The following is a 16,051-nucleotide window of genomic DNA, read 5'->3' as shown; positions in this document are numbered from 1 at the left end:
CCGGCGGCGGTGTCGGCACGGACTTCGGCAAAAACTGCGGATTCGTCTGGTCGCGATTTTGTGAATCGGCTAAGTTCCGGCAGAATCCGCTGAAAGTTCGCGCGGAGGGGCTCCGCACAGAGCGGGTTCGTCGCGCAAATTGTCCAATGCAGGGAGGCATTGATCATGGAAATTCGGTTTCTTCACGCGGATCATCTGCGGCTGGCATCGTCGGTTCGAGGCATCGCCGACGCTCCCGGATGGCTGAAGACTCTGGCGGCCGGAGCGTTTCGCCAGGCGACTCGCAACCTGATTGAGCAGGCGATCGCCACGAGGGCTCACTTTGTCGTGATCGCAGGTTCGATCACGGATTCCGACGCGGATCTGGAGCCCGTCGTGAGGTGGCTGGACGGGCAGTTCGACTCGCTGCGGAACGCTCAGATTCCGGTGGTTGCGTGGGCTGCGAATGAGACTCACCGTTCGGCGCTGAGTCGAATCTGTTCGGTGGTCCTGACCAGCGATCAGCGGCTGGACGTGTGCTGCGATTCGCTGACGTCAGCGGGACAGCTTCGGTTTTCCGCGAGGCCGATGACGGCTGACACCCGATCCGATCTGACGATCTGCGCCGGGCAGTCGTTTGCTGATCGGTGGTCGGGGAATTCGCTGCGGTATCAGATTCAGCCGTCGCGGCAACATCAGCACGCAAATCGGCTGACGGCGGGTAATGGTGTTCTGACAGCCTCCGCCGGAGCAACTCAGGCGCAGTCGCCGGACGAACGACATGCGTGCGGCTGCCTGCTGGTCACAGCCGACACGGCCACGCAGTCTCTGACGGCGAAGTTTCTGGAGACGGACGTTCTGCGGTTTTCACAGCAGCATCTGTCGCTGGATTCCGCGGCCCTGCATTCCGGGCTTCGCGAATGCGTGGGGCGAGTGCTGTCCGGTGTGGGCGTTGACAACGAACGAACGCTGCTGGTCGACTGGGTGGTCAGCGGTGCCGGACGATTCGGCGGGCCGTCGCTTCACGAGTTGTCGGAAGCGCGCCTGCTGAGACTGATGCGGAATGACCTGCAGTCCGGACATCGCGGAGCCTGGCCGCGATCCGTCCGCTACCAGGAAGACCTGGTATCGGTGGAAATCCCGTCGCTGACGCTGGCCATGCGGGAATTCCTGAGTGTTGTGCGAGCGGACAGCGGCACGATCCGTACGCGATGCGGAGAAACCTGGGCCGGCCTTGAACTTCTGTCACGAGCCGCATGATCGGGGGGTGTTCGTCGTCGGCCGCCGGCGGTGGCTCACGGCGGCAGGTCACGGCGGTGTCCGGTGAGAACATTTCACTTCGCGAAACCGGTCGATTCGGCCAGACGGGGCGCAGGCCATCGTGACGGTTCGCACAACAGACCCGGCATCCTGATATTCCAATTCGGCACTGCGCTGCCGCAATCAATCGGTTTCCTGTCCCTGTAGTCGAAAGCAGAACTCATGCAATTCAACGAGTTTTCAATTGACCAGTTCGGCATGTTTCAGAACTTTCCTCTGTCCGGTCTGGCACCGGGGCTTACCGTCATCTACGGGGGCAACGGGACCGGCAAGACGACGCTGGTTCACTTTCTGCGCGGTGTCCTGTTTGGTTACCACGCGGATTCGGTCAGCGAGGGATTCCGTGACGTCCACAACCACGGCTACCTGGATATCGAATCCACAGATCGCCGGTTTCGACTTCGCCGCCGCGCGCGGACGAGTGGCGTCGGCGGACTGAACGACGATCTGGAAGTCGTGGATCGCGGCACTGATGCGCGGCTTTCTTCCGTGTCGAATCGTCTGCCGGACTGGGTGTCCGAAGACGTTTACCGCGAGATTTTCAGTGTCGGCCATCAGGAGGCGGACCGCTTCGATCTGTTGACGCGGCTGTGTCTTTCCGGTCCGCTGGGCGGCAGCGACATTGAGGCCGAAATTCGCCGCGCGGAGATCGCTCTGGATCAGGCGGTTCGTGAACGGACCGGCGACGCAACTGCGATCGGGCTGGTCCGGCAGATTGAACAACTTGCCGCGCGCCGCCGAGCGTTGCAGGACGAACTGGCTGCGATGCGAACTGTGTCGCCTTCCGTCCCGGCGCGCATTGCGGAACTTGAAGGTGAACTGGCGGCGCTGCGGCAGGAGCTGCTTTCCCTGGCAAATCAGATTGCCGAACTGCAGGCGGAAATCGCACGGCTGGAGGCTCGGCGCAGGGAACTGCTGCAGCGAAATCTGCTGGCGCTGGACCGCGATCGCATCCAGGCGGAATTGGTGCAGATTGACAAACGCATGGAAACGTGGAGCGCCGTGCAGGCCACCATTGAACACCAGGGGTTGTCGACGTCGACCATCACCGGCAGCAAGCCTCACACTCACGAATCCCTGCGTTCGGTGCGAGCGCTGATCAGTCGTCTTGAACACCGGCTGAACGACCTGGAACACCAGGGTGCCGCATCCGGTTCAGGCGGACTGCCGGTCGCGACGCTGCAGAATCATCTTCGCGACGAAATCTTCGCGCTGTGTGATTACGCCGCCAAACACGAAGCCGCCGTCGTGGCGCATGAGCAGGGTCTGGAAGCCATGTTCGCCTCGCGGGCACTGCAAAGCATCGCGTCGCTGCAGGACGTCATTCGCGGTCGCCGCGACTGCCTGCGTGACGAGCTTCAGCGGGCTGACAACATTCTGGCCGCCAAACATTTTTCGTCGGCGACCGCTGACTGCAGTCTGGAAGCTCATCGTCATTACCGGCGCACGGATTCTCATTCGCACGATGCATCACTGCAGGAACTGGATGCCAGGCTGCGGCAGTTGCGGCTTCAGCTTGACGAACTGACCGTCCGTCGCGAACGCACGTCAGAACGAATTCCGGTCCTGGAACGCGAACTGGACGACCTGCGACGCCAGCTTGCCGCAGCGGCGCGGCTGGAAGATATTGATCGTCTGAATGCTGACATCGCCGAAATCGATGCTCAGACGGAACTGCTGAAGGCTCGCCTGAGTGTCATTGAACGGACCGAAGCCAGCCTGCGGGAAGTCATTGCCCGGCTGAAGAGTCAGCGAAAGCCGGCGGTTCTGGACCTGGCGTCGAAGTATCTGCGGCGTCTGACCGAAGAGGAATGCACGGGATTCGGAGTGACCGGAAACCGGACAGGGCTGACCGTTCACACCCGCCGTTCGCCGGTGCCGGTGCCGGTGTCGCAACTGAGCCGCGGGACTCGCGATCAGGCTGCTCTGGCGCTTCGGCTGGCTCTGATTCAGATCAAGGCGGCCGACAGTGATCGAGTGCCGCTGGTGCTGGATGACGTGTTTATTTCCGCGGACGATGACCGGGCCGAAGCGGCCGCCGACCTGCTGATGGAAGTGGCGTCGTCCGGCCAGCAGATCCTGCTGCTGACCAGTCAGAACGATGTCCGCGAACTGTTCGTGCGTCGCCGCGCCGCCATGCGAACTCTGGAAGAACTGCCCGCTCAGCAGCCGCAGCAGGTGTTTATTCCTCAACCGGTGGCGGTCCCTGTGCCGACGCCGGTTCCCGTGCGCGAACCTGTCATTGACGATCAGTCGCTGGTGTTCAAGGCGTTTGACGGCGAGGCGGAGGAATTCCCCGGCGAAATGGGTGAGCGGATTGCTGACGCGTCGAACGAAACGGATGCCCGGTGGCTTTTCTACCTGGAAACGGATAACCCGGTCGAAGACCTTGCCGGGCTGACCGTAGCGGAAATCGCCGCGCTGCAGTCCGTTGATATTCAGACGATCGATGAACTGCTGCAGATCCCCGCTCCGGAACTGGAACACCGGTTTCGCGACCAGGGATTTCTGATCGACAGTGAGCGAATTCATGCCTGGCAGGGTCAGGCGGAATTGTCCTGCCGGATTCCGATGCTGCGGCGACGCGACGCGGCTCTGCTGTATGCCGCCGGAATTCGTTCCGTCGAACAGATGAGCCGACTGAGGCCGGAAGCGGTGTTCGATCTGCTGACGGCGTTTCAGTATTCGGATTCGGGACGACATTACCTTCGGGCCGGACGAGCGATCGATCGTCAGGAAGCCATCAACTGGACTCGCTGGGCGCTGCATGCACGATCGATGGAAGACGCCCGCCGGCACCGCCATGAGTACCACAGTCGTTCCGGAAACGGGTCGTCGTCACAGCGGTCGTCGACGGTCATTCATTCAACGGGCCGGGCACGGAGTAGTTCCGGAACGGGTTCCGTGCGCCGACAGCGACGGCCGGGATACAGCGGAGAGTCTCAGCGGACGCGATCCGAACGCTTCTCGCGGCGCCGGCGTCGCATGGAGCGAAAGGCGGAATCTCGCCGTACCACTCGCGTCGCCAGCCGGCTGATGGATCGCGACAATGACCGGCGGTCCCGCAGTCATTCGGAAAGTTCCTCCGGCGCCAACGGCAGCTCAAACGGAAACGGAAATTCCGGCGGACACGGCGGCACGGAATGGAAGTTCTACCTGAGCCGCAGCAGCGACGTCGAAGCCGCACCGTCCATCGGTCCCAAAACCGCCGAACGCCTGGCGAGAGCCAACATTCTGACGGTCGATGACCTGCTGAACGCGTCGCCGGAAACTGTCGTCGCTCAACTCAACAATCGCCGCATCACCGTCGAAGTTGTCGAACAGTGGCAGGCGCAGGCCGCGATGGTGTGTCAGATCCCGCAACTCAGGGGACATGATGCACAGATTCTGGTGGCCTGCGGTTACGGTGAAGCGGAAGAAGTGGCGTCGCAGCAGCCGAGCGATCTGCTTGCCGAAGTCGCGCCGTTCTGTGAGTCCGCCGAAGGTCAGCGAATCGTCCGCGGCGGAAAAATGCCGGATCTGGAAGAAGTCACGAACTGGATCAACTGGGCACAGAATTCCCGTTCGCTGAAAGCCGCTTAGCAACGCCGGCTGACCGTTCGACGGCGGCGTTCGGTTTGTTCGACGACACCGGATTCGTACCCCGGCACCGCGGTTTCGTGTCCCGGCACTGCGGTTTCGATCAGTGCCGAAGACACGATTCTGAATTGCGGTGGCGTCTTCGCGTCAGTTGTCGATATCCCGGTACGGATCTGCAGAATCCTTCGCGCAGTGCCCGCCTGACAGTTGCAATGCCGGCAAAATCGCGAAGATACAGGGGCGAGTGTGTTTCGCCGGGGTTTGCGTTGCGGGCCAGGGCGATTGCTCGCCGAGCCTGAACAATCGGCAAGGCAACCGCGCCGCGCGGCCGGCGACGCGTCGCCGATTGTCATTCATCGGCATTCGCGCAGTCAGCAACCAATAAGCACGTCATTTCGCAGCGGGCAACATCACAATGGGTTCCTTGTTTCGACGGCTGGCCGGCCATTTCCATCTGCATACCAACGGGAAATGGTTTCTGCTGGCCGTGGTCACGGGAATCATGGCCGGCGTCGGAGCCATCGTGTTTCAGGTGCTTGGTCAGATCGTGGTGCGATTTGTCCTGCTTCAGTTTGCCGGGTTTCAGCCGGGCGAAGCCGCCGGCGAACAGCATCTGTTTCATCCCCCCGATACTTCGTTTTCGTTTCTGGCGCTGCTTGCGGTGCTGATCTGCGGCGGGATCGGGTCAGGACTGCTGGTTTACACGTTCGCTCCGGAAGCCGAAGGTCACGGCACCGACGGAGCGATCGATGCCTTTCACAACAAGCGCGGCAACATCTCGCTGCGTGTTGCGTTCGTGAAAACGATCGCGTCGGCGATCACGCTGGGAACCGCCGGATCGGGCGGACGTGAAGGGCCGATCGCACAGATCGGCGCGACTCTGGGATCGTGTCTCGGGCAGCTTCTGAAACTGTCGGCGCGGGATCGGCGAGTCCTGATGGCTGCGGGAATGGGCGCGGGCATCGGAGCCATCTTTCGGGCTCCCCTGGCCGGAGCACTGTTCGCCGGCGAAATCATGTACCGCGATGCCGACCTGGAGTCCGAAGTCATCGTGCCGACAGCGATCGCTTCGATCGTGGCGTATTCGGTTTACGGACTGTTTCTGGTTTACGGGCTGGGGCTGCCTCCGGAAAAGTGCTTCGAAACCGTCTTCGGAAAACTGCCGGAATACACGATGAAGTCGGTCTCGGAACTGGTGCCGTACGGTCTGATGTCGATCGTTCTGGTTCTGGTGGGAATTCTTTACATCAAGTGCTTCTACGGCATTCACAGTCTGTTTCACCGGCTTCCCGGGCCGCGGCACATTCGGCCGGCGATCGGAGCGGGACTTGCCGGACTTGTCGCGGCGGCGCTGTACTTTGGATTCGGCCCGCACGGCGGATTGATGAATCAGCTGCCGACGAAGGACGCGCAGGTCGCTGCACTGCGGAGTGAAACACATGCGTCCGAAGTCGGCGACGCGACAACGGCAACGGGTGCGGATTCGTCGTCCACGGACAACGCCGCGGACAGCGCTTCGGCCCTGCAGCGGCTGGAACAGCGAAAGCTACTGGGAGTTCTGTCGACCGGATACGGAGTCCTGCAGACGGCTTTGCAGGAACCGGAAACGGTGACGATCAAGCTGTTGCTGATTGTGGCTCTGTTCAAGATCCTGACGACGTCGCTGACCATCAGTTCCGGAGGCTCCGGCGGTGTGTTCGGTCCTTCGATGGTGATCGGGGGCTGTGTGGGAGTCGCCTTCGGAACGCTGGCGAAGAGCTACTGGCCGGAACTGGAACCGGGTGCCTTCGGGATTGTCGGTATGGCCGGATTTTTCGCCGGGTGTGCCCACGCGCCGATTTCGACGATCATCATGGTTTCCGAAATGACCGGCAGCTATCAGTTGCTGCTGCCCACGATGTGGGTCTCGACGCTGTGTTTCCTGATGGAACAGCGGTGGACGCTGTACAGCAAACAGGTCTTGTCCCGGCTGCAGTCTCCGGCTCACCGCGGCGATTTCCTGGTGGATGTTCTGGAAGGACTGACGGTGGACCATGTCTATCGCCGGGATCGGAAGATCGAATGCGTTCCGGAAGCCATGCCTTTGTCTGAGATCGTCAAGCTGGTCAGCCGCACTCACCAGCACTATTTTCCCGTTCTCAACGACGAAGAAAGAATGGTCGGCATCTTCTCGGCGGACGATGTTCGGCGGTTCATTTACGATGAAACGATCTGGCAACTGGCTGACGCTTCCGACGTGATGGTGTCGCGTTTTCTAAGCGTCTCGCCAGCGGACGACCTGAACGTCGCGCTGAGCAAGTTCACGACACTAAACATCGACGAACTCCCGGTACTCGACCCGAAGGAACCCGGACGACTGCTGGGGATGGTTCGCCGCAAGGAGACCATCGCCGCCTACAACCGGCTGCTGCTGGCAAGAAAGGAAGCGGCCGCCGAACAGGAAGTCTGACTGCACAACGCCATCCATCTCCCGAACCACCTCCCGTCGGCCGACTGACGACTGACGACTGACGACTGACGACTGACGACTGAAGACTGAAGACTGAAGACTCCGCACTTCCACAGCCGTACGAAACCCCGCGTCACCTCTTGCTCACATCGTTCCCGGATGACCACGCACAGAATCAGAATCGCCACTCGCTCCAGCCGGCTGGCTCTCTGGCAGGCAGAACATGTCGCGTCGCTCATTCGCAGTGCGGCTGCGGATGTCGCGGTCGACATCGTCCACATCCGCACGGAAGGTGATGCGAATCAGACTGATCCGTTGCGGCAATTCGGCGGCACCGGCGTGTTCACTCGCGAAGTCCAGGTGGCGGTTCTGAACCGGCAGTGCGAGATCGCCGTTCACAGCCTGAAGGATCTGCCTACGGAATCGGCTGATGGCCTGATGCTGGCGGCAGTTCCCGGACGAGCTCCGCGGTGCGATGCGCTGATTCTGCCTTCGGATGTGAGTCCGATCAGCCGGCTTTCGGAACTGAAGGCGAAGGCTCGCATCGGAACCGGCAGCCCGCGCCGGCAGGCTCAGTTGCTGCACTGGCGCAGTGACTTGTGGACGGAAGAAATCCGCGGCAACGTGGAAACACGAATTCGAAAACTCGACGACGGTGAGTTCGACGCCATCGTTCTGGCGGAAGCCGGACTGCGGAGGCTGGGACTGGCCGATCGCATCAGTTTGCTGCTGGAGCCTCCCGTGATGTTTCCCGCTGTCGGCCAGGGTGCCATCGGAATTGAATGCCGAACCGACGACACGGTGACTCAGACGATTCTGAACAACATCAGCAATGTCTCTGTTACTCGATGCGTGACCGCCGAACGGACGCTGCTGGCGGACCTGCGAGCCGGCTGTCACGCGCCGCTGGGTGCATGGACCGAACTTGACGGTGACGAACTTACGCTGACGGCCGTGTTGCTGAGTGCAAACGGCGAACATCGTCTGGAAGCCACAGAAACCGGCAGCGCCGCCGAACCGGAATCGATCGGCAGTGCGGTTGCTCGAGCATTGCTGACGGCGGGCGGAGAAGAACTTGTGCGGACATAGCCGCGAAGTGAACATCGCACGACACGGCTTCCAGCGTCCCGAGTCGCGGACGTTATGATTGAAACTGGCCGCGGCGGACACTGACACTTTCGCAACTCATGCGGCCGCGAGCCTGAGTGCCTCGTTTTTCCCCGCTCGCGGCAGACTTCCATCCGGGTTTTGCGAAAAATGTTCGAACGAAGCAAATAGCCGGCGCATCGCAGGCGTGTTCGGACATACTGCAGACTGATACGATCCGCCACGAACGCGACGATTTCGCGTGGCTTTCCGATCTCCCAATCAACGAATCTCCTATGACCGCCTTTTCCGGAATCATCCCGCCGCTGGTTACGCCGATTAAGTCGTACGACAAGCTGGACGTCGACGCGGTGGATCGAGTCATCGACCACGTCGTTGACGGCGGCGTCAGCGGAATTTTCGTGCTGGGAACTACGGGCGAAGGTCCTTCGCTGACGTATCCGATGCGATACGAAATGGTTGAGCGGGCGTGCAGCGTCGCCGAAGGACGCGTGCCTGTTTTGGTCGGCGTCACGGACTGTTCATTCGCCGAATCGCTCTATCTTGCGGAACACGCCGCCAGTTGTGTGGCCTCCGCGATCGTTGCAGCCGCTCCATTTTATTTTGGCGTGAGCCAGGCGTCGATTGTCGACTGGTTCGGCAAACTGGCGGACGAAACGGCTCTGCCGCTGATGCTGTACAACATGCCGAGTTGCGTGGGAATTCATCTGGAACCGGATTCCGTTGCTCAGCTTGCGTCGCATCCGAACATCTTGGGGATCAAGGACAGCAGCGGCGACCTGACCTACTTTCGCACGTTGTGTCAGCGGTTTGGCGGTCGCGGTGACTTTTCGGTCATCATGGGACCGGAAGAACTGGTGCCTCAGGCCGTCGCGGCGGGGGCTGACGGCGGAGTCTGCGGGGGAGCCAATCTGCTGCCGCATGTCTACGTCGAACTGTTCAACGCGTCCCGGCGTCAGGACACGGCGGAGGTTTCGCGGCTGAAGGGAATCGTCGACCGCGTATTCAGCGACGTGTACCGAGATCCGGATGGCGAAATGAACCTGATTCCCGCGCTGAAATACGCCATGCACCTGTGCAGGATCTGCGGTTTTGAGGTCGCTCCGCCGCTGCCGACGCTCAGCCGGCAACATGAACTGCAGATTCGGGAACGGCTTCCGGAACTGCTGTCGCTGGCGGATTCTCCCGTTGCCTGCCACCCACAGCCGGTTCGAAAAGCAGACGTTTGACACACTGCGGGTCGCACCGTACACCTGCCGTCCTGTGACTGCTTTTGCCTGCCTGGCAGCGAGACCCGCATGACACGCCAATCGCTGACGCTGATTAGTTTTGACGACGGAATCTACGCGGAGGGAGCATCGCTGGATGCGGAATCCTCCGGGCTGAGATCGTCGCGCGGCGCCGACTGGTTCGTCCAGCATGAACGGCTGAGCGGCGGGCTTTCTGACGGTGTCGATGTGATCTGGCTGAACAACGATCGTCTGGAACTGGCGATCCTGCCGACTCGCGGAATGGGCGTCTGGAAGGGTGACTGCGACGGCATTTCACTCGGCTGGAATTCGCCCGTGCGTCGTCCCGTGCATCCGGCGTTTGTTGATCAGAACCGCCGGGGCGGAATTGGCTGGCTGGACGGATTCAACGAACTGATTTGTCGCTGTGGACTCGGCTGGAGCGGCGCGCCGGGGACCGACACGGTTCGCGACGACGACGGCCGTGTGGTTTCCGAACAGTTTCTTCCGCTGCATGGGCGCATCGCCAATCTGCCGGCGCATGACGTTCGCTGCGACGTTGATGACGACGGCGTCATTTCCGTCACGGGAATTGTCGAAGAAGCCAGCGTTTTCGGAGGTCGGCTGCAACTGACGTCAACGCTCAGCACTCAGATCGGCAGCAGCATGTTTCGTGTGCGAGATACCGTGCGGAACCTGTCGGCACAGCCGGCGGAAGTGGAACTGCTTTACCACTGCAATCTGGGACCGCCGTTTCTTGGAGCCGGCGCGGTGTTCAATATGGCGGCCGAAGAAATGGCGCCGCGCGATGATCGTGCGGCCGAGGATGTCAACGACTGGAGCGTCTACGGGGCTCCACAAACCGATTACGCGGAACAGGTGTACTTTTTGAAGCCCCTCGCGGATGCCGACGGTCGGGCACTGGCGATTCTGTCCGCTGCGAAGCTGACGGAAGCCTTTGCCGTCCGGTTCGATGTTTCATCCCTGCCGTGGTTCGCCCTGTGGAAGAACACTCAGTCGGAAGCCGACGGCTACGTCACCGGACTGGAACCGGCCACGTCGTTTCCCTGCAATCGGTCGTTCGAACGGCAAAACGGCCGAGTCATCACGCTGGCCCCCGGCGAAGAAATCGATTTCGAACTGGATTTCGAAATCGCCGAAAACAAGGCTGCCGTAAGTCGCCTGCTGGACGAATGCCACGCGATGCAGACGTCGAAAATGGTGACTCATTCCAAACCAAAGTCCGGCTGGAGCCCCGCGGGCGTGTGAACCGGCGTATGCACTGTGCGGAATCGGTCCGCGCCGCGGATTCTGGGACGTTTGACGGTCTCAACGGCCGACGCGGATTCCCCGACGCAGTCGATTCGCGGGGGATTTCGGTTCTGATGGCGTTTCCGGCGACGGTCAGATTGCAACGCCGCCGCGTCGCTGCCATTATCTCTGCGGAACCCGGGACGGCCACTGGTCACAGCGTCCTGAGTTGTTCGGCGAAAGCCTGAGTTGTTCGGCTAAAGAAAGTCAATCGCGTGTCGGATCCGACATTCACGAAAAAATCCATCCTGATCGTTGAAGACGAAGACATCATTCGGGAGACACTGGCGGAATTCCTTTCGGGAGAAGGATTCGACGTCGGCACAGCCGCCAGCGTCGCGGACGCTTTGAAACTCGTTCGAGAACGCGACTACGACGTCGGCGTCTGCGACGTGCAGCTTCCCGACGGCGACGGCGTCCAGTTACTGCGGCGGCTGCATCGCATCAATCCCGCGATGTTCATTCTGATCATTTCCGCATACGCCACTGTTGAAAACGCGGTCGAAGCATTCACCGCCGGGGCGTTCGACTACCTGGTCAAGCCGGTCATCTTTGACGAACTGACCAATCGCCTGAAACGGCTGTTCAAGTTTCAGGATTTGTATCTTGAAAATCAGCGGCTGCGGAAGGATTTGAGCCGCAGTGCCGGCTTCGACCAGATCATCGGCAGCAGTCGTGTGCTGCAGGACCTGTTGAAGACTATCCGTAAAGTGGCGGCGACAAATTCCAACGTCCTGCTGGTTGGCGAAACGGGAACCGGCAAGGAACTGTTCGCCCGCGAAATTCACATGGCGGGACCAAACAAGGACGAGAAGTTCCTGGCCGTCAATTGCGGTACTCGCCCCGTGGAACTACTGGAAAGCCAGTTGTTCGGCGTCAAGGGAGGCCAGTCAGGGCTGTTTCGTACCGCGGGTCAGGGAACGGTGTTTCTGGATGAAATCGCACAGCTTCCCCCCGGCACCCAGGCGGAACTGCTGCGGGCGATCGAGTACCAGGAAATCATGCCGTCCGGCGCGTCGGAAACGATCAAGGTCAATGCTCGAATCATTGCCGCCACCTCGCGCGACCTGATGCGGGAAGTGGCCGACGGAAATTTTCAGGAAGATCTGTTCTACCGGCTGGACGGCGTCAAGATCCGCATTCCGCCGCTGCGTGAACGCCTGGACGATATTCCGGAACTGGTCGAATACTTCATGGCGCGCCACTGCGAAGCGATGGGCAAACGCGTGACCGGAGCCACCAGCGAAACGATTCGCACGCTGATGGCCGCTCACTGGAAAGGCAACGTCCGGCAGCTCGATAACGCCGTCGAACGCGCTGTGATGATGTGCGAAGGTGATGAGATTCTGCCGCAGGACCTGCCTCCCGATCTGCTTGGGCTGGGCAGCAGTCTTCCGGATACGGACGACCTGCGTTCGGCGCTCAGGCACTACGAACGCCTGCACATCACGCGAGTTCTGAAGCAGTGCCCGGACAAGAAGGAAGCGGCTCGCCGCCTGAAGCTTGGCTTGTCCAGTCTGTACCGCAAGATCGAAGAGCTGAAGATCGAGCTGTGACGGAATGAACATCGATCAGATCCAGTCCTGCATTCCTCACCGCGCTCCGTTTCTGTGGCTGGACGAAGTGACGGAGATCTCCGACCGGCGAATCGTCGCGAAGAAACACCTGCCCGCCGATCTGCCCGTGTTTCAGGGACATTATCCCGGCTTTCCGGTGTTCCCCGGCGTCCTGCAGTGCGAAGCCTGCTTTCAGGCCGGCGCTGTCCTGATTTCGCAATTGATTGAAGTCGGCAACGGAGAAGTGCCCGTGGTCACTCGACAGAACAACACGCAGTTCCGTCGCATGATTCGCCCCGGCGAGACGATTCAGATGGAAGTGGAACTCACCGAACGACTGTCCAATGCCTTCTACCTGACCGGGAAGGTTACGGTGGACGGCAAGGTGACTTCCCGCCTGGAATTCGTATGCACTGCCGCGAGAGTGAACTGAGTTCTTCGCACCCGCGTTCCCCGGAGAGCGTCCAATTTGTGATCGACGCTCTGATTCGATTCAGCGCGTAGGATGACGTGTTTCGAGTTCGCGTGCCGCTACTGCTTTGTCCGGCGTGGATCTGCGGGTCGTGTGCTACTGGCTGTGCCAGTGTTTTCCGGAGCACAGGGCACTGTGCACAGCCAGTGGCACAAATCAGTTTACGATGGACGGGACACTACGCTGATATCGACCCTGCAATTGGAGCCGAGTCGTCGCGGGTTCCGGGCAGCGCGGCGTCGGGTGTTACCACCGAAACAGGCCGGTGCCCCAGGTCAGGCCTGCTCCGAAACCGCACATCAGGACGAGATCGCCGGGTTTCAGATGTCCCTGTTGCTGAGCTTCGTCCAGCGCGATCGGTATCGATGCCGCTGACGTGTTTCCGATGCGTGACAGGTTGTTGAAGACCTTCTCCGGCGGGATTCCCAGGGCCTTCATGGCGTTGTCGATGATCCGGATGTTTGCCTGGTGCAGCACAAACAACTGCACATCGTCCACGGAATGTCCGCTTCGTTCCAGGATCAGTTCAATCGTTTCCGTAACGACCTGAATGGCCCACTTGAAGACGTTGCGACCGTCCATCCGGAGAAAGTGGCGACCGTCGGCAACGCACTTTGCCGTGAGCGGCCGGCGACTGCCACCGACCGGACGATCCAGCAGTTCAGCGCCGGCTCCGTCGGAACCAAGCTGATAACACACCAGGCCCTGCTGGTCGCTTCCGGCGCCAAGCAGGACAGCTCCGGCGCCGTCTCCAAACAGCGGCGACGTCCGCTGATCGGTCGGGTCCACGATGCGACTGTTAATATCCGCTCCGATGATCAGAGCCAGTTTGGAATTGCCCGTGGCGACGAACTGAGCGCCCGTTGCCAGCGCATACATGAATCCGGAACACGCGGCGGACAGGTCCATCGCGGGAACGTCCAGGCCCAGCTTCTGCTGCACCAGACAGGCGGTCGACGGGCACGTGTAGTCGGGTGTAAAGGTGCCGACGACCAGCAAATCAATTTCCGACGGATCGACACCGGCCGCCGCGATCGCCTGCCGGGCCGCTCTGACAGCCAGGTCACTTGTTCCTTCGTTGGCTGCGGCATAGCGGCGCTGCCGGATGCCGGTTCGGCGTTCGATCCAGCCGGGTTCAAATCCGTATTGCTGCTCAAGTGACTCGTTCGAAATGACCAGGTCCGGGACGCAGGTTCCGATGGATCGAATGCTGACTCCCGTCAGACGGCACGTTCGGTCAGAACGACGAAAGAGAATTCGCTGAGTATCCGCGTCGGTATTTTCGAAATTCGGCTGCAAGGCTCGTCGAACCAGTTCCGGGTTGATCCCCGGTTCGGTTGCCTGAGTGTTCTGGTAATTCATGAAGAATGCCCGAATTGAATGCGTTTGCTCCAATGGCATTCGCAACTGGAAAAGCCGGGAACTGCCGGAATGGGCCGGGGAAAAGGCCGGCAGAAGGCTGTGATGCCCGTTGACTTACCGCAGAAGTTTACCGAGTGATCGTTCCCTTGAAAACCTCGCAAAATCCCGCGATTGCCGACATTTCACTGCGGAGTGACCGAAATGCGGCTGGTTGCGATCCGCGGATCAACGGTCGCGATCCCATACAGCCGCGTTTGGTCGTGTTCGCCGGTGTCCCCTGCCTGGTTCGGCGGACCAGGAAGACTTTGCCGGTAGGCGAAGCGCTGTCGATGCTGCGCTGACTGCGAATCGAACGTGTCATCGGACTGCGGAATTTGAAGAGAATCCGGCATACGGCGGACAACCGGCAGCGAAACCAAACGCGAATGACGGCTGCGGCAGAATTCGCTCCAACCGTCCGTAGTATGCAGACGATTTACCGAACCACATGGAGTCTGACACGGACCGTAACCGGCCACTGGCCGGCAATTCACCAGGAGGAATGCAGGATGCGATTCAGGAGCCACATATCCGTTTTCGTGTTCGCGATACTGATCGGCCAGAGTGCCGTTCACGCGAACGACAGGGCGATCAGCGGAACCGCCATTCAGCCCGTGCCGGTGGGGCCGGCGGATGAGTATTCTGACTGCTTCGGATTCAACGGATTCAGCCAGTACCGAATGTCGCCGGACCTCGGCGGCGAGGGATCGGCGGGGCATGGGTTTCAGCATTTTTCGATGCCCATGCATTCCTATACGACCTGGTATCGGCCTCGCGCGGCCACACTGAATGAATGTGTCCGATGCGCTCAGGATTCGTTCCGCCCGCGGGGATTCGGCAACCTGTTTGCCCGTCCATGTGACGGTTACCGGATGGAATACACACCATATGTGCTCGGCGGAGACCGGTCGAAGTATGGTCCCGCCTATATTGCTCGTCAGCCGGATCCTCGCTGCAGGGATTGTGACCATACAGCGGACGGCGGTCACCATCATTAGGCCCGCCTGAGCCCGAAACGGGCCGGATCGAATGCATCCGTCCCGACGGTGCCCAACGAAATCTCTCAGCCGCCTCGCGATCCCTGCAGTCGCGCGGCGGCTGTTTGCATTTCCGGATTGCGATGCCTGTCCGGGCAGCGTTACACCGCGACACCTTCCAATCGCAGCAGCGTCGTTTTGCGGTCCAGGCCGCCGCCGTAGCCAACCAGTTTTCCGCTGCTGCCGATGACGCGATGGCAGGGGACGACAATGGAGATGGGATTTCGTCCATTCGCCATGCCCACCGCTCGCGAAGCCTGCGAGCGGCCGATTGCGCGAGCGATTTCGCCGTAGCTGGTGGTTTCTCCGAAGGGAATTGCGGACAGCGCCGACCAGACCTGCTTTTGAAATTCGGTTCCGTCGGCGGCAAGCGGAAGATCGAAGTGCCGCAGCTGACCGCGAAAGTACGCATTCAGTTGCCGAACCGGTTCCTGCAGCATCGCCGCGTTTTCTTCCCAGTCCGGTCGGGGCTGGCGATTGCGGTCACGCCCCGGACCATTGTCGAACAGCACGTACTTCAGTGCCAATTGTTCGCCGGCAATCAGCAGCCGGCCGATCGGAGTGTCATTCATCCACGTGTAAAACATCGGTGTTCTCCTGAGACTGGAATC

General features: G+C 60.7%; 11 protein-coding genes. 9 read left to right on the top strand and 2 right to left on the bottom strand.

Annotated features, from left to right (window positions below; translation table 11 throughout):
• Positions 1 to 165 precede the first annotated feature (165 nt).
• From R3C19_10425 to R3C19_10390, 8 genes are all read left to right on the top strand, one after another.
• Positions 166 to 1,239: a hypothetical protein gene (locus tag R3C19_10425; GenBank protein MEZ6060768.1), complete on the top strand. Its 1,074-nt coding sequence runs from the start codon at positions 166 to 168 to the stop codon at positions 1,237 to 1,239.
• 222 nt (positions 1,240 to 1,461) lie between these two features.
• Entirely contained in the window at positions 1,462 to 4,881 is a 3,420-nt protein-coding gene (locus R3C19_10420) for a DUF4332 domain-containing protein (protein ID MEZ6060767.1), read from the top strand.
• A 412-nt stretch (positions 4,882 to 5,293) separates the two neighbouring features.
• A complete protein-coding gene (locus tag R3C19_10415) occupies positions 5,294 to 7,327 on the top strand; it encodes a chloride channel protein (GenBank protein MEZ6060766.1) in 2,034 nt (677 codons plus the stop codon).
• 159 nt (positions 7,328 to 7,486) lie between these two features.
• Positions 7,487 to 8,416, top strand: coding sequence for a hydroxymethylbilane synthase (hemC, locus tag R3C19_10410; GenBank protein ID MEZ6060765.1), 930 nt, complete (start codon positions 7,487 to 7,489; stop codon positions 8,414 to 8,416).
• A 293-nt stretch (positions 8,417 to 8,709) separates the two neighbouring features.
• Positions 8,710 to 9,663: a dihydrodipicolinate synthase family protein gene (locus R3C19_10405; protein ID MEZ6060764.1), complete on the top strand. Its 954-nt coding sequence runs from the start codon at positions 8,710 to 8,712 to the stop codon at positions 9,661 to 9,663.
• Between the two features lie 69 nt (positions 9,664 to 9,732).
• On the top strand, positions 9,733 to 10,932 hold the full coding sequence (locus R3C19_10400) for an aldose 1-epimerase family protein (GenBank protein MEZ6060763.1): 1,200 nt from the start codon (positions 9,733 to 9,735) through the stop codon (positions 10,930 to 10,932).
• Between the two features lie 257 nt (positions 10,933 to 11,189).
• Positions 11,190 to 12,530: a sigma-54 dependent transcriptional regulator gene (locus R3C19_10395; GenBank protein ID MEZ6060762.1), complete on the top strand. Its 1,341-nt coding sequence runs from the start codon at positions 11,190 to 11,192 to the stop codon at positions 12,528 to 12,530.
• A 4-nt stretch (positions 12,531 to 12,534) separates the two neighbouring features.
• Entirely contained in the window at positions 12,535 to 12,963 is a 429-nt protein-coding gene (locus R3C19_10390) for a 3-hydroxyacyl-ACP dehydratase FabZ family protein (GenBank protein MEZ6060761.1), read from the top strand.
• Positions 12,964 to 13,248: 285 nt separating this feature from the next.
• On the opposite strand, the gene R3C19_10385 is transcribed toward R3C19_10390, so the two are convergent.
• On the bottom strand, positions 13,249 to 14,364 hold the full coding sequence (locus R3C19_10385; GenBank protein MEZ6060760.1) for a beta-ketoacyl-ACP synthase III: 1,116 nt from the start codon (positions 14,362 to 14,364) through the stop codon (positions 13,249 to 13,251).
• A gap of 548 nt (positions 14,365 to 14,912) precedes the next feature.
• On the opposite strand from R3C19_10385, the gene R3C19_10380 reads away from it, so the two are divergent.
• The gene (locus R3C19_10380) at positions 14,913 to 15,401 is read left to right on the top strand and encodes a hypothetical protein (GenBank protein MEZ6060759.1); all 489 of its coding nucleotides are present in this window, start codon (positions 14,913 to 14,915) and stop codon (positions 15,399 to 15,401) included.
• Between the two features lie 140 nt (positions 15,402 to 15,541).
• On the opposite strand, the gene R3C19_10375 is transcribed toward R3C19_10380, so the two are convergent.
• Positions 15,542 to 16,027 (bottom strand): methylated-DNA--[protein]-cysteine S-methyltransferase, encoded by a 486-nt coding sequence (locus R3C19_10375; GenBank protein MEZ6060758.1) that lies wholly within the window; start codon positions 16,025 to 16,027, stop codon positions 15,542 to 15,544.
• Positions 16,028 to 16,051 lie beyond the last annotated feature (24 nt).

Source organism: Planctomycetaceae bacterium, from assembly GCA_041398785.1.
Lineage (GTDB): Bacteria > Planctomycetota > Planctomycetia > Planctomycetales > Planctomycetaceae > JAWKUA01.
Note: the sequence above shows the minus strand (reverse complement) of the source record. Positions and strands in the feature narration are given on the sequence as shown.

What these genes read in the sequence shown, in the direction of transcription:
- R3C19_10400 (MEZ6060763.1), top strand. Translation starts at nt 9,733, where the DNA reads ATGACACGCCAATCGCTGACGCTGATTAGTTTTGACGACGGAATCTAC.
- hemC (MEZ6060765.1), top strand. Translation starts at nt 7,487, where the DNA reads ATGACCACGCACAGAATCAGAATCGCCACTCGCTCCAGCCGGCTGGCT.
- R3C19_10390 (MEZ6060761.1), top strand. Translation starts at nt 12,535, where the DNA reads ATGAACATCGATCAGATCCAGTCCTGCATTCCTCACCGCGCTCCGTTT.
- R3C19_10385 (MEZ6060760.1), bottom strand. Translation starts at nt 14,364, where the DNA reads ATGAATTACCAGAACACTCAGGCAACCGAACCGGGGATCAACCCGGAA.
- R3C19_10405 (MEZ6060764.1), top strand. Translation starts at nt 8,710, where the DNA reads ATGACCGCCTTTTCCGGAATCATCCCGCCGCTGGTTACGCCGATTAAG.
- R3C19_10375 (MEZ6060758.1), bottom strand. Translation starts at nt 16,027, where the DNA reads ATGTTTTACACGTGGATGAATGACACTCCGATCGGCCGGCTGCTGATT.
- R3C19_10415 (MEZ6060766.1), top strand. Translation starts at nt 5,294, where the DNA reads ATGGGTTCCTTGTTTCGACGGCTGGCCGGCCATTTCCATCTGCATACC.
- R3C19_10425 (MEZ6060768.1), top strand. Translation starts at nt 166, where the DNA reads ATGGAAATTCGGTTTCTTCACGCGGATCATCTGCGGCTGGCATCGTCG.
- R3C19_10420 (MEZ6060767.1), top strand. Translation starts at nt 1,462, where the DNA reads ATGCAATTCAACGAGTTTTCAATTGACCAGTTCGGCATGTTTCAGAAC.
- R3C19_10380 (MEZ6060759.1), top strand. Translation starts at nt 14,913, where the DNA reads ATGCGATTCAGGAGCCACATATCCGTTTTCGTGTTCGCGATACTGATC.